Origin of the sequence: Streptomyces sp. NPDC059499, assembly GCF_042749285.1 — a bacterium.
GTDB lineage: Bacteria > Actinomycetota > Actinomycetes > Streptomycetales > Streptomycetaceae > Streptomyces.
The window spans coordinates 69,964-83,029 of the sequence record NZ_JBHYTT010000012.1; the positions used below are offsets into that span (position 1 = coordinate 69,964).

General features: G+C 68.2%; 15 protein-coding genes and 1 pseudogene. 9 read left to right on the plus strand and 7 right to left on the minus strand.

Features of this window, described 5'->3' with window-relative positions; all coding sequences use genetic code 11:
- The first annotated feature begins 105 nt into the window (after positions 1 to 105).
- Complete coding sequence (locus ACFW9O_RS25670; RefSeq protein WP_384612452.1) at positions 106 to 1,278, plus strand: 4-hydroxybenzoate 3-monooxygenase; 1,173 nt, start codon at positions 106 to 108, stop codon at positions 1,276 to 1,278.
- Positions 1,279 to 1,576: 298 nt separating this feature from the next.
- Here the strand turns inward: ACFW9O_RS25670 and ACFW9O_RS25675 are convergent, their stop codons facing one another.
- The gene (locus ACFW9O_RS25675; RefSeq protein WP_384612453.1) at positions 1,577 to 2,323 is read right to left on the minus strand and encodes a phosphotransferase family protein; all 747 of its coding nucleotides are present in this window, start codon (positions 2,321 to 2,323) and stop codon (positions 1,577 to 1,579) included.
- A gap of 532 nt (positions 2,324 to 2,855) precedes the next feature.
- On the opposite strand from ACFW9O_RS25675, the gene ACFW9O_RS25680 reads away from it, so the two are divergent.
- Positions 2,856 to 3,743 (plus strand): LLM class F420-dependent oxidoreductase, encoded by an 888-nt coding sequence (locus ACFW9O_RS25680; protein ID WP_384612455.1) that lies wholly within the window; start codon positions 2,856 to 2,858, stop codon positions 3,741 to 3,743.
- 289 nt (positions 3,744 to 4,032) lie between these two features.
- Here the strand turns inward: ACFW9O_RS25680 and ACFW9O_RS25685 are convergent, their stop codons facing one another.
- Both ACFW9O_RS25685 and ACFW9O_RS25690 read right to left on the minus strand, forming a co-directional pair.
- On the minus strand, positions 4,033 to 4,491 hold the full coding sequence (locus ACFW9O_RS25685; RefSeq protein WP_384612457.1) for a PaaI family thioesterase: 459 nt from the start codon (positions 4,489 to 4,491) through the stop codon (positions 4,033 to 4,035).
- A gap of 47 nt (positions 4,492 to 4,538) precedes the next feature.
- A complete protein-coding gene (locus ACFW9O_RS25690) occupies positions 4,539 to 5,156 on the minus strand; it encodes a LysE family translocator (protein WP_384612459.1) in 618 nt (205 codons plus the stop codon).
- Between the two features lie 111 nt (positions 5,157 to 5,267).
- On the opposite strand from ACFW9O_RS25690, the gene ACFW9O_RS25695 reads away from it, so the two are divergent.
- The 5 genes from ACFW9O_RS25695 (at position 5,268) to ACFW9O_RS25715 (ending at position 7,367) form a co-directional block, all read left to right on the plus strand.
- Complete coding sequence (locus ACFW9O_RS25695; RefSeq protein WP_384612461.1) at positions 5,268 to 5,723, plus strand: Lrp/AsnC family transcriptional regulator; 456 nt, start codon at positions 5,268 to 5,270, stop codon at positions 5,721 to 5,723.
- A 344-nt stretch (positions 5,724 to 6,067) separates the two neighbouring features.
- A complete protein-coding gene (locus ACFW9O_RS25700; protein ID WP_384612462.1) occupies positions 6,068 to 6,388 on the plus strand; it encodes a hypothetical protein in 321 nt (106 codons plus the stop codon).
- Entirely contained in the window at positions 6,385 to 6,612 is a 228-nt protein-coding gene (locus tag ACFW9O_RS25705) for a MerR family DNA-binding transcriptional regulator (RefSeq protein ID WP_384612464.1), read from the plus strand. Before ACFW9O_RS25700 ends, ACFW9O_RS25705 begins: the two co-directional genes overlap by 4 nt.
- An 81-nt stretch (positions 6,613 to 6,693) precedes the next feature.
- Entirely contained in the window at positions 6,694 to 6,936 is a 243-nt protein-coding gene (locus tag ACFW9O_RS25710) for a hypothetical protein (RefSeq protein WP_384612466.1), read from the plus strand.
- 98 nt (positions 6,937 to 7,034) lie between these two features.
- Positions 7,035 to 7,367 (plus strand): DUF6422 family protein, encoded by a 333-nt coding sequence (locus ACFW9O_RS25715; RefSeq protein WP_384612467.1) that lies wholly within the window; start codon positions 7,035 to 7,037, stop codon positions 7,365 to 7,367.
- Between the two features lie 204 nt (positions 7,368 to 7,571).
- On the opposite strand, the gene ACFW9O_RS25720 is transcribed toward ACFW9O_RS25715, so the two are convergent.
- The gene (locus tag ACFW9O_RS25720) at positions 7,572 to 7,931 is read right to left on the minus strand and encodes a hypothetical protein (RefSeq protein ID WP_384612468.1); all 360 of its coding nucleotides are present in this window, start codon (positions 7,929 to 7,931) and stop codon (positions 7,572 to 7,574) included.
- Positions 7,932 to 8,766: 835 nt separating this feature from the next.
- On the opposite strand from ACFW9O_RS25720, the gene ACFW9O_RS25725 reads away from it, so the two are divergent.
- Complete coding sequence (locus ACFW9O_RS25725; RefSeq protein ID WP_384612469.1) at positions 8,767 to 9,633, plus strand: hypothetical protein; 867 nt, start codon at positions 8,767 to 8,769, stop codon at positions 9,631 to 9,633.
- A gap of 84 nt (positions 9,634 to 9,717) precedes the next feature.
- Positions 9,718 to 10,048: pseudogene (locus tag ACFW9O_RS25730) on the plus strand (transposase); the annotation flags it as partial.
- A 20-nt stretch (positions 10,049 to 10,068) separates the two neighbouring features.
- On the opposite strand, the gene ACFW9O_RS25735 reads toward ACFW9O_RS25730, so the two are convergent.
- The 3 genes from ACFW9O_RS25735 to ACFW9O_RS25745 form a co-directional block, all read right to left on the minus strand.
- Positions 10,069 to 10,377 (minus strand): hypothetical protein, encoded by a 309-nt coding sequence (locus tag ACFW9O_RS25735; RefSeq protein ID WP_384612471.1) that lies wholly within the window; start codon positions 10,375 to 10,377, stop codon positions 10,069 to 10,071.
- A 267-nt stretch (positions 10,378 to 10,644) separates the two neighbouring features.
- Positions 10,645 to 11,238 carry a phosphohydrolase gene (locus ACFW9O_RS25740; RefSeq protein WP_384612695.1) on the minus strand — a complete coding sequence of 198 codons (594 nt, stop codon included), beginning with the start codon at positions 11,236 to 11,238 and terminating at the stop codon, positions 10,645 to 10,647.
- Between the two features lie 167 nt (positions 11,239 to 11,405).
- On the minus strand, positions 11,406 to 12,935 hold the full coding sequence (locus ACFW9O_RS25745; protein WP_384612473.1) for a tetratricopeptide repeat protein: 1,530 nt from the start codon (positions 12,933 to 12,935) through the stop codon (positions 11,406 to 11,408).
- Positions 12,936 to 13,066: the final 131 nt, after the last annotated feature.

A 13,066-nucleotide genomic window follows, 5' to 3' on the forward strand; every position in this document is an offset into this window, starting at 1 on the left:
TTCCGCGTCTCAGAGTGGTGCCTGTACGCCGCACCACCCGGGCGGCTTTGTCGTTCACGCCTCGACGTGTTCGACCACCCCGTTGAGCACGGAGGCTCGCACACCATGACCGAGACACGCGAAACCACGTCTGTCGCTATCGTCGGAGCCGGCGTCGCCGGCCTGACGCTCGGCAACTTCCTGCTGCGCAACGGCATTGACTGCATCGTCCTGGAGAAGCACCCCCGCGCCTACGTCGAGCAGCGGCAGCGCGCTGGAACCATCGACACGTTCGGGGTGCGTATGTTCCGCGAGTGGGGCCTCGAAGAGGTTCTGGCGGGCGAGCCCATCCCCCACAGCGAAGGCGGCTTCTACATCGACGGCGAAGCCATGCCGATCGACGTGGACGACGACGACAACGAGAGCCTCTACTGCCCCCAGCAGGTCCTGGTCCGCAACCTCACGGAGCTCTTCCTGCGCAACGGCGGAGACCTCCGCTACGAAGCAGCCGACGTCTCCCTGGAGGACGTCACCGGCGATCGCCCCCTCGTTCGCTACCGAGACGCCGACGGTACAGCCAAGATCATCTACTGCGACTTCGTAGCCGGCTGCGACGGGTTCCGCGGGGTGAGCCGCCGCACCGTCCCCGCCTCCGCCCTGACTGAGTACTCCCACGAGTACGGGTACAACTGGCTCAGTGTCCTGGCTGCGGTCCCGACGAAGCCGTCCGGCATGGCAATCCATTCCCTCGGCCTTGCCGGCATGATCCCCCGTGGCCCGCGCACCAGCCGCATCTACCTCCAGTGCTCGGTCACCGACACCCCCGAACAGTGGCCGGACGAGCGCATCTGGAACGAACTGCAGGCCCGGTTCGGAACGCCCGTGACGAGCGGGGAGATCCTCGACAAGCGCATCGTGCCACTGCGCAGCGTGGTGTTCGACCCGATGAGCTACGGCAGGCTGTACCTCCTCGGAGACGCTGCCCACATCGTCCCGCCGATGAGCGCCAAGGGCATCCACCTGGCGCTCCATGACACCGAAGTCTTCGCCCGCGCCGTCATCCGCCAGGTCAAGGAAGGCGATCCCAGGCTCCTCGACAGCTACTCGGAAACCTGCCTGCCCCACATCTGGAACTACCAGGCCTTCGCCACGTGGATCACCGACATCATGCACAACGCCGGCTTCACCGGCGGCGAAGGAGAGTTCCGTAAGCAGGTCGCCCGGGCCGAGCTGCAGCGCCAGTTCACCTCGGGCGCGGCGAACAGGCTCTTCAGCGAACTCACCGCCGGAACCAACTAGCTTCGGCACCGCCGCCAATCGCATGGGCGGTCCGGCCGACGCTTCCTGACAAGGGAGGCTTCTGGAGACCTCCGGGAATGACGATGCGCCAGTCGTCGCTGTGGGCGCTCATCGAGCGGCTGCCGTACACCGGGGTCCGGTGGGTACTTCTGCCCCAGGAGCTGGGCTTTCGGCTCGGTGATTGCCTGCTGGCGACGGCCTGCTCTTCGTACCTTGCTGAGAGCAAGGGTGGGCGATCGACCCGGTGGTTGGCCTGCTCGGTGCGTCATGACGCACCGAGCAGTCGGGCCCGCGCAGCTCACATTCGGGCTCTCAGCACGTCGATCTCGCAGCCCGGCGCGAAGGGGTCGAAGCCGTGCTCGATCAGCCAGCGCACCGCCAGCAGGCTTCGCAACGACCACCAGGCGTGGATCACGTCGAGGTCGACGTCGGTGCCATAGCCGGCGATGACGTCGTCGAGGTGCTCCTCGTGTCCGAGCGTGAAGGTGGCGAGGTCGTACAAAGGGTCACCCTGACCCGCCTCGGACCAGTCGATGATGCCTGTCACCTCGTCGCCGTCGACGAAGACGTGCGCGATCTGCAGATCGCCGTGCGTGAACGCCGGAGTCCACGGCCGGAGCGCGGCATCGGCGACCTGGCGGTTGCGGGTGACCACGTCGGCGGGCAGGACGCCGTGCGTCACAAGTGACTCGCACTCGTCGTCGAGTTCCGCCGCCAGCTCGACGATGCTTCGGCCGGCCCGGCCCGGCAGGTGCGGCAGGGGCGCTTCGTGCAGCTTCCGGATGGCGGCACCCGCCGCAGCCCACCCCGCCGGCGACCCGGTCGACGGCCCGCCGAGACGCCCGAGCGTCGTCCCCGGGACTGCGGCGATCGCGAGCACGGGCGGATTGCGCCACAGGACCGCCGGGGTCGGGACCGGCGCCAGGGCCATGGCCTCGACCTCGACGTCGATGCGCGCCTGATCGGCGTCCACCTTCAAGAACACATCGCCGACACGCAGCGTCGCGCGCTCGGAATGGGCGACGACAACTTTGACCTCATCCATGGGCGACAAGTCTCCCGGGGATGATCGCCGACGTCATCGGGTTTGTCGCGTGCGACTACGTGGTTGACCGCGCCCCGCTACCCGGCGGCCTCGTGCACGACACCCGCCTCTGGCCGGGTCAAGGTCACCACTACGCGTAGCTGCGTTCTGACCGGAGGAGAGCGCGGACCCGCACGTTCAATCGATGCAGCACCCTTCCCGACTCCGGGCACTGCAAGGCGAACATGCTCACGTCGGCGCTACCTCACAGCGACAACTGAGCGATGCATGTGGCCACCTGCGCTCCCGCTGGGCGATTGGGCGGCGCGCTTCGCGCCCATCCGGGTTGACCTCGTCGGCGGTGAGGACCCTCTCGGTAAGCGCATGCCGCCCTCCCGCCCGACCGCGCCCCCTCGTCACCCCTCCCCCGCCGGAGGCCGCTGGTCGAGCCATCTGTGAGGCGCTGTCGGGGACTGCACCGCTGCGGCGTTTCCATACGGATGAATCCGTGCGCAGCCGGGAATAGCGGGCAGGGATGGCTGTTGAGCACACCATGACTTCTGTGACGCGCGAGGCATTCGGACGAGTCGGCATCTGGAGCAGCGCCCTGCACGGGGCACGGGGAGACGCAGGCAAGGGGGCGATCGCCGAGGCGGTCGCCGAGCTCGAAGAGCTGAGGTACGGCGCCCTCTGGATCGGGGGCAGTCCCTCCCCCGAGGACGCTGCGGCTGTCATCGCCGCCACCCGCACGGTCACGGTGGCCACCGGCATCCTGAGCATCTGGGACCACACCGCCGAGGAGGTGGCGGCGCGGATCGCGGCGCTCGACGCGAGCGGGCGCGGGCGATTCGTCCTTGGTCTGGGCGTCAGCCATGGCCCGATGGTGCCGCAGTACGCGAAGCCTTACAGCGCGATGGTGGCCTACCTCGATGCGCTGGATGCTGCCACCCCGCCCCTGGATTCGGGACGTCGGGTCCTGGCAGCGCTCGGCCCGAAGATGCTGAAGCTCGCGACCGGCCGGTCGTTGGGCGCGCACCCCTATCTCGTCACCACCGAACACACGGCGGAAGCACGCGAAGCGCTCGGCCCCGATGCGCTGCTCGCTCCGGAGCTGTCGGTCGTGCTCGACACAGATCTCGACCGGGCCCGCACCACTGCGCGGAGCATGCTCGGCATGTACCTCCAGCTGCCCAACTACACCGATAACCTGCTGCGCCTGGGGTTCACGCAGATCGACTTCGCCAACGGCGGCAGCGTCCGCCTCCTCGACGCCCTGTTCGCCCTCGGCGACGCCGAGCGTGTGAGGGCCCGGACACGGGAGTACCTCGACGCCGGAGCCGACCATGTCGCGCTCCAGGTGCTCACTGTCGAGGAAGGCGGTGCCGGCCTGCCGCGGGCCGAGTGGCGTGAGCTTGCACGGGCCCACGCCGACGAACTGTAGGGGGCGGCTCGCACGGCAGGCCGGTCAATCGAGGACGATGACCGACCGCTTGCCCACGGCGTCGCAAACAGGCCGACCGAGGTGATCTCCGGCAGGATGCCAAGCGCCGCAGCGAACGCGAGGGTGTCACGCGTGTCCTGTGGGGAGCCGAACGGATTGGCCATGACATGCAGCCGGTTGAGGACCATCGCCGCCGCAGCCGAAGACCGGGCCCGTCGGGTGAGGAGCATGGCCGCGCGCCGAGTGCGGCCTGGCTCAGTGACGCGGAGCGGGGGTCAGACTTTGATGCTCACCCGGCAGGCCTGTTCACGCGGATGAGGGTCTGCTGCCCGTTGGCCACGAGTTGCCGTTCGCCGCTTTCCTGGACGCCGTACACCTCCAACTGACACACGGTCAGGGTACGTCCGGGCTTCAGGACGGTACCGATCGCTTCAAGATGGGTGCCGGCGGCGGGCGCGAGGAGGTTGATCTTGTACTCGACGGTGAGGACCTCGGATGCCTCGTCGAACAGCGTGAGAGCCGCGTATCCGCCAGCGGTGTCCGCGATGGCGCTGGTCGCGCCGGCGTGGACGTATCCGTGCTGCTGGGTCACCTCGGGACAAGCCGGGAGCACTATGTGCACGCGGCCGGGGCTGATGTGGGCAAGGCGCGCGCCGAGGTGTGCCATGAGCCCCTGGCGGTCGAAGCTGTCTTGGACGCGCTTCCGGACTGCGGGGCTCGCCTGTTCCTGCTGCGTCTGGTCTTCCACGTGCACGCTCTCCTTCGGGTCCGTGGCGGTGGAGCAGGAGGGGCCCCTCAGCCGGCCAGGCGTTCCACCAGCAGGAAGGCGCCGATGGCGATCATCATGGCACCACTGATGCGGGTGACGATCCGGGCGGCCGAGGGCCGGGTTCTCAGGACCGTACGAGCCATGACGCCGACGGCGAGGTAGACGCCGGCGCACGCGGTCAGGTGCAGCATGCTGAGCAGCCCGGTCTGCACGGCGACCGGCCAGCCGTCGGCGGAGTCCATGAACTGCGGGAACAGCGCGAAGTACAGCAGCAGTGCCTTCGGGTTCAGACCGCTGATCCCGGCACCCTTCAGCATCACCTGCACACGGGAGGCGTCCGCGCTCTCTGCAGCGACTGTCGGTACGGCCGGCTGCCTCAGAACGCCCCAGCCCAGCCACAGCAGGTAGCCGGCGCCCGCCACGGTCAGGGCGGTGAGCGCGGCCGGTGAGCCCGCCACGATCACCGAGAGGCCCGCGACGGCCACCAGCGCATGGGCCCCGTGTCCGGCGACCAGCCCTGTGACTGCCGGAACAACCGAGCGTTCCCGCAGTCCGGCGGAGATCGCGTAGGCCCAGTCCGCGCCGGGGGTGAACACCAGGAGAAGGTCCACTGCCAGGAAGGCCGCCAGTGTTGTCGTATCCATCGATCGTTCCCTCTCGCATTTCTTGCCCTGGAGGGAAGGCTAGGTCAGATGAGCCCGAAGGTGTTTGCGTCCTTACCCCACGATCGCGCAATGTGAGGGAGAATCTCCCTCATGGACACCCTGGACCGGAAGATTCTTGCCGAGCTGCAGATCGACGGCCGCCTGACCATCACCGAGCTGGCCGCTCGAGTGAAGCTCAGCGTCTCTCCCTGTCACCGCCGGCTGCGCGACCTTGAACGCGAGGGTGCGATCCGCGGCTATCGCGCCGTGGTCGACCCAGCCGCCGTCGGCCTGAACTTCGAGGCGCTCGTGTTCGCCACCCTGCGCTGGGAGAGCCCCGACACCGTCACGGCCTTCGAAGAGGCCGTGACAGCCGTTCCGCACGTGCTTCAGGCGCAGCGCCTGTTCGGCGAGCCCGACTACCTCCTACGGGTCGCGACCGCTGACCTGGCGGCGTTCCAGGAGCTGTACGACAAGCAGCTCGCACGCCTGCCAGGGGTCCAGCGCCTCACCTCTACCCTCGTCATGAAGAACGTCATCGACGACCGGCCCCTACCCGCAAGCTAGTCATCACGAGCTGTTGCACTGAAGGTTTCAGCGTTGGCGCCCCACCCGGCCCTTCGCTGAGCATCTGTCTGTCCAGAGTGGCCAACGACAGCGATAGTCGACAGCCGACGCTCTACCCTGCAGGAACGTGTTTCTGCTGGGCGCTGATCACGGCGTGATCAGCCAACTATTACCTTCGAGATCCGCCAACTACCGCCCTCAGTCACATGACTTGTGACCGAGTGCCTTACCTGGCCAGTGAGCACTTCAGTTGGCCAGTTGTGCGCTCAGGAGCGGGTTGCCCAGGTACAGGATTACCGTCGGAGGTGTCTCCACCTGCGGGGCGTAATAGCGGGAGTGGCGCGATGAACGATCTGGCCTGGGTGCCGCAACCCTGCACGCTGCCCATCGCGGAGAGGCCCCTGCGGGTCGCCGAGTGGGATTCGCTGTTCTCCGAGCGGCTGACCTCGCTGTCCAGGACCAGCCGCTACACCTGCGCTTGGACCTGGTGGGAGGAGAGGGCATGGAGGACCGGGTCCGTGACCTCCTGGTGGAGCGCGAGAGTGGCTGCTGCCACCACCCCCGGCGAGGACCTGATCCGGCTGGACATTGTTGTGGTCCAGGCGCACGAGGCGGTCCTGGACGCTCTGGCCGTACGGACCGCTGCCGGCGGGGAGCAGCGGTGAGCGCGGACCTGCGCAGCGGGCAAGCCGCCGAGGCAGCCGGGGTGAACGTCCAGACACTGCGCTCCTACGAGTGGCGCGGCTTGCCGGCTGAGCCGGAACGCGGCAACGGCGGTCACCGCCTGTACGGCGAGGAGGTGGTGACCGCTTTGCCCCTCAGCGTGGCCCACGCTGCGCATGCGCGTTCCCTGCGCGAAACTGAAGCTGATGGGTGGGCGGCGGCGTGACGGACTCGAGCGCTGGTCGGCGTCGACGGCTACGACTTCCCTCGGGGTGGCACCAGCGATTCTCTGGCCTAGGAGGCGGTCATGACGGAAAAGCGCAGGAGCAGAGACACCGTCCCGGAGGAGTTCGGCGGACTGATCGAGGAATTTCGCGGCCTACTTGAGAAGTACCCGCAGGCAGTCCGGCATTTCTCGCTCGCGTACTACCCCGCGGGCCGTGGAGAGGAACCGGGCAAGCCTGTGACAGTGGCCAGCACTCAGCCGGTTTTCGAGTGCACGGAAATCGAACCCGGACTCGCCATGTGCGAGCGGGTCGACGAACAGTGACCTGGGCAGCGTCATCGCATGCGAAGCCCGAACTACCTCCACGGGCGCGGCGGGCGCGAGAAGGGGCCCGTCAAGCCCGGTGTCGATCGGCAGGAGTCATGATGTCCTATCGCCCCGACGGTCGTCTCAGCGACGAGCATGTGAAAGCCCTCAGAGAGGCAGCGCGGCTGATCAGTCAGGCACGGGGTGTAGCCGCCGGCGTGCTCGCCCGGTCCGGAATCGACCCGGGTATCGCGTCACACGGGTCCTTGGAATTCTGCACCGGGGTGGTATCCGATGACACGCCGATCCAAACCTGCGGATGTCCAGAATTCAAAGGTGACCCCGACTTCTGCTTCAGCCAGTACCGGGACTTCACGGGAGGGGACATCGGCTCAGGTGCGATCATCCGGGTCTGCGGGCACCCGCGGGTGGACCACGAGGCGATCTGACGTGGCGGGAAGGCTGCGCGACGGTCCCGCCAACGGGGCCGCGCCGCGCGACTTCGCCGAATCCGGCGGAACCGGAAATCCTGCCGGGAGCGGAAGAATGTAGGCAAGACGAGCCGCAGCAAGAAGCAACGCCGTCGCTCGGCGGACCGGCCGTGTGTCCGGCCGGTCCGCCACCCGGCACGATGCGGGCGAAAGCGAGCCCGCCTACCTGGCCTGCGGGGCGTCGAAGCGCACCGAGCGGACTTCCAGGGTGTCCTTGGCCGGCTGACCGTGTGCCTTCAGCCGCCAGTCGGGGCCCTGGCAGTTCGCGCCGAGGTAGACGGTCACGGCGGTGTCGGTGTCGTTGTGCGGGCCGTAGCCCGGCTGCTCCTCGTCGTCGCCGACGGCGTAGAGATTGATGCACTTGCCGCTGTGCGGGTCGTGGAGGGTGGCCTGGCGCTCCACGCCGAAGCCGTCGACGTACTTGTAGGTGAAGTTGCCCTGGGCGGCCTGGGCCGAGCCGGCCATCGACAGGACCAGAGCGAGCGCGCCGAGACCGGAGCCGAGGGTGGTGCGGAGCTTCATGACAGGGGAATCCCTTCCAGAGATGATCAAGGATGGTGCGGGCCCGACCTTAGAAGCCGGCCCCGGTGGCGAATCGATCCGCCCAACCCGACTCTCCCGCGCGCCCCGCCACCACCACCCGATCGGACCGGCGTCGGCCCGGTCGCCGGGGAGGCGACCGCGTACCGGAGAAGAGCACGCTCGCCTTGGCGGCGCTCCCGTACGCGAGGACCCGCGTCGCACAACCGGTCCAGGAAGTCCCACTCGTGCCCGGCGAGCGCGGCCGCGGTACGCACCGTGCGCTGCAGCATCTGGCGGGCATCCAGCGAATCCGGCTTACGAGGCAGGCTCGTAGACCACGGTGGTGGTCGAGCATTCCTCGGCGAACCCGAGGAAGGCCTGCCGCTCGGCGTCATCCCCACCCAGGTCGCTGCGTAGGTGCAGTGGTAGAGCCGTCCGAGGCCAGCCACTCCGCGGGATCCTTGTCCGCCTTCGAACGGTTCGAGGCGGCGGAGACCGCGATGAGGGTGTCCGGGCTGCTCCGGTCATTCGCGGACGCTTCCCGCCACGCCGCGCTCCACGAGGGTCTGTTCAGCTCGCGCGGAGGCCAATCGAACCGTGCGGTCCGCCGCTGCGTGCGGGGTCCGCCCGCCGAAGGTCTCCGTACCTCAGCTGGACCAGCCGGGGCCAAACCGCGCAAGTTGCATTCCTGACAACACGCAACGGGCCACCCTGGCAAGATCCCAAAGATACGGCCTAGGCACCCCGCTCCCCTCTCCACCGCTCGCGCGCCGCCGACCGCCGCTCACCCCGCAGCGTCCGATGGCCGTGACCGACCACCCAGGAGAGCCCACCCGTGCAGAAGACCGCCCTCATTCCCTACGCCCACCTCCCCCGAGCGCACCACAACCGCCACGTCCTGACCAGTACCGTCGACGCCTTCGGCGCCGCCCACTGGCTGCTTGGCGAACGTGCTCCGCAGCCCGGCGGCGATAAGCCGCTCTTCGACGCCCTGGTCGTCTCCGTCCATCCGGACGGCAGCGTCGAACTAACCGAACTGAGCGCCGTGCGGGCCCGCTGGCCTCACCTGGACCGCCTGCCCGACGGCGGGTTCGTCGTCGCCGCGTCTCGCGCCCGCAGGGACGGGGACTCGCCCCAGGTCCAGGTCTTCGACGCGCTCGGCCGCGAAACCTCGGCCTTCTCCGTCGGGGACGCCATCGAGCACATGCTCGTGGACGAGGCCGGCCAGTTCTGGGTCGGGCACTTCGACGAGAACCCCGCCGGAATCCGCCGCTGGAGCGCCACGGGCCAGCTCACCTGGACATCAGACAGCGCCCGCATCCCCGGTCTCTTCGACTGCTACGCCCTGAACGTGTCGGGCACCACCGCCTGGGCGTGCCCATACACGGACTTCCCACTCGTCGAGATAAGCCCCGACCGTCCCGAGCGGCCCGTGAGGGTGTGGGCGAACGGCATTCGGGGCGCCCGTGCGGTGGCGGTCCACGGCGAGCGGGTGGCTTTCTACGGAGGCTACGGCGAGGAGCAAGACCGACTCGCCCACGGAGAGCTCACCGAAGCATCGGTCGAGCCAACGGACATCAGCCTGCTCACCCTGCCCGATGGCCCTGCCTCCGGCCGCCGGCGGGTCGTCGGCCGAGGAAGCAGGATCTACGTCCAGGCCGAGCCGTTCACCGCATGGGGCGTGTTCGACCTCAGCAGCTGATACCCAGGACTGGAATGACCGTGGGTGCGGGGGGGGGGCCGGTAGTCGTCTCGCCGGGGTTACAGGCACGTCGAATGGGTTCCGCTTGTCGGCGGCAACCGTCACGACGTCACCCAGCTACTGCAGCTGCTGGACGCCGTCCCACCGATCCGGGGCCTGCGGGGGCACCCACGCCGCAAGCCCCAACGCCTGTACGCCTGTACGCCTGCTGTGGAAGCGCGGGATCAAGCCGGTGATCGCCCGACGCGGCGTCGCCCACGGCTCTGGGCTGGGCAAGGTGCGTTGGGTGGTCGAGCGCGCCTTCGCCTGGCTGCACCAGTTCAAACGGCTCCGCACCCTCTACGAGCGACGCGCCGACCTCCATCAGGGCCTTCTCGAACTGGCCTACAGCGTGATCTGCCTGCGAAGACTCCAGCAGAATCACCGCTCGCCGAGTCAGTGGCGGAGGCGGGCCTCCGACCCGTCGATGCACAGCATGCAGTTCTTGAAGACCTGCAGCAAAGGTTGCCCGCCGCCGACCGGTGCCAGGGTGAGCTCCAGGTCCCTCAGCGGCTTCACCACGGCGACGATGCGCGAGCCGTCTGGGTCCGGGCCACTGAAGGCCGCCCATGCCTCGAACAAGGCCCGCACGCTCTCCCATCCTGGCCCCGGAGTGAAGCGCGCCAGGAAGAACGGCTGGTCACAGCCGTACTCACTGAGCTCACCGAGCAAGACGTTCCCCTGTAAGAGCTGCCACTGCGTCACGACTCGCCCCGTTCTCAACCGCCCAGTCGAAGTCGCATCGTCGCAGTGCACAACCGTCTGGCCAAGCCATTCTGCAACGATCAGTTACTCCGAACGTGCCGCTTGCAGCCCAGCGGTGGAGCGCGAGCGATCCCGGCATCAGCAACATGATCCAGGTACTCACGGGTCTGATCGAGTCGGACGAGTTCACTCGACGTCTGACCCCGCGCCGTCGCCGTCCTGGCCGCGGTGGTCTCCCGGAGCAAGCGACCCAGCAGCCTCGGGCCCTCAGTTGTGGATCGGGAAGGATGCCTGGAACGCCAGACGCTCGTCGGCCGCGTCGCCGATGCGAGCCAGGATTCCGTCGAGCGCGAGGAACTCCTCCCACACCGCTCGTCCAGTCGCTCGGGCCAGGCGGGCCACGACGAGATCTTCCAGGTCCGGGACACGCTTGTTCTTCCAGATCTTGTCGGCGAGGCTGACCAGCAGGTCGTCCAGGCCGCCCCGCGCATCCACCCATGCCGCGTGGGTGGCGGCGAATCGCGCCAGTTCCGGGCTGATGCCGTGGCCGATCAGTAGAGCCTGCCCAGCCTCCTCGTGCGCCGATCCGGGCCCTGAAAGTTCGTCGAGGTGCACCGTCTTTCCCACGTCGTGCGTGGCAGCCCCGAAAAGCACCGCCTCTCGGTCGAAAATCACGGCTGGGTAATGCTGTTCCAGCCAGTCGACCAGCTGGTGCGCGACGTCATGGACGGCGCGCAGGTGAGCTGCCAGTCGCGGCGGGCTTCCCAGCTCCGACAGCAGTGCTGCCACACGATCCGGCAGAGGGAGCAGCGGCGGGTCGACAGTGCCGCTCGTGGCTCTCGACAAGAGGGTGCTGGTCATCACCGCGTCAGGGTACTTACTTCTCCGACCAGACCGGCAACGCTCCGAGAACCGCATGATGTCCGCCTGCATGTGCGGCGGACGCGTTCGATCGGCGGCTCGGGAATGCGGAGTCAAGATCGCCGTCGCAGTCGCCGGCAGCGCAACACGAGCCCTCTGCATCGCTGTTACCAGCCCTCCGACTCCTCTGTCATCGCATGGGCCAGCCCGCGGAGATTGTCGGTCGGGCGAGTGAGAGTGCCCATTACCGCGGTGCCTGCCGCCAGCGCTGTGCGGGCGGTTGCGGCCAGTCCCGTCGTCGCTGCGGCGCGCGCAACAAGGAAATGCTCCTCGGTGACCATCTGCCCCAGCTGGAGGCTGCGCCAGGCAACGGCCTGACACTCTTGCTCATCAAGGTCGAGGTCCAGCGCGAGTTGGTCGGTAGGGGGTTCCGGCGGAGGACCGTCGAGAACCGCGACGGCACGCTGCAACGATTGCCAGGCCGCTTCGACATCGCCGGCCCGTCGTTGCAGCACCGCGAGGCTGAGCGTCAAGGCCCCACGCTGTTCCGGGTCGTCCTGGAGGCTGGCGTGCAGTTTCCGCGCACGTGCGGCCTGGGTGTAGTCCCCGAGCGTCGCGAGCTGTCCGGCAAGGCGTCCGAGGAGGGGTGCGTCGCGCGGTCCCGCGTCGTCCAGAAGTCGCACCAGGACGCTGCGAGCCAGCTCCGTTCGACCTTGGCGACGGGCCAGATCGGCCCAGGTGAGCGCATCCTCGTCCGTCGGGTCCTGCCCGTAGTTGGAGACGTCGAACGCGGTCGCCCAGGCCCTCAACCCTTCTGCCCCCTCGGGGAAGCCGCCCAGCGCGTGGTGGACGTCCGAGTCGGCCATGCGGAGTGACTGCATCAGCTCGTAGTCCTGGACGTGCCCATGCAGACCTACCAAAACCGCGGCCAGAGTTAGCTCTTGGGTGTGGCCGAGCTGGGCCTCGGCACGGAGCAAGGTCCGTAGGAGCGGAAGGTCGGTGGTCCGACGGTCGTACTGGGCCGATCGCAGCAGGGTTGCGCGACGACCCGGGTCGTCCACAACCTCGTCCCAACAGGTGCGGTCCGAGCGGAGCATGAGGAGGTCTGCCTGTCCCGGTGCGAGGACGGTTCGCCAAAGCGGCGGGCGTGGGAGCCGGTCAAGCAGGGTGTAGGCGCACCCCTCGTCCGCGTTGAGGAGCATGAAGTCCGGCTCGGTGCGAAGCAGCGACTGGTGCAGCCGCCGAACCAGTTCCAGCTGTGGGAGACGGCTCAGGCCGAGCCCGGCCAGGAGGCGGCTCCGGTCGTGATCGAGTTGCGGGGCGTAGGAGTTACGGATTGTCTCCTCGGTGCGGGCGATCACAGCTGTCAGCTCGGCCGTGCCCGCCTGGAGGTCGAGGTCCGTGTAGTCCCGCCAGCCGGGTAGCCCGATCAGTACTTCGAGTGCCTCGTCCACGCTGTCGCCGACCAGGCCGGCTTCGCCATCGGAGCCGGCATAGAGAACTTCACCGTTCGAGCACAGGAAGTAGGTGCCGCCGGTGTCATCGCCGGCCACCGCCTGCAGAGCCGTCCCGGATGCCAGCCGCACCGCCTCGACGTGCTCGGCCCGGTCGAGGTCGAAGCCGAACGGGAACGCCGCGAGATCAGCCAGCTCAGAGTGCTGACGCAGAGTCTCCAAGGCACGGTCACGGCGAGTCATGGCAGGACCGTAACAGCCGTGAACGACCTTGATGCCAGCAAGGGTGCCGGCGCCGGACCGACGACAAACCAGTTCCCACGACTGCACGGAGCTACTTGTCACTTCGTGGCAGCTTCGGGAGCACACGGCCA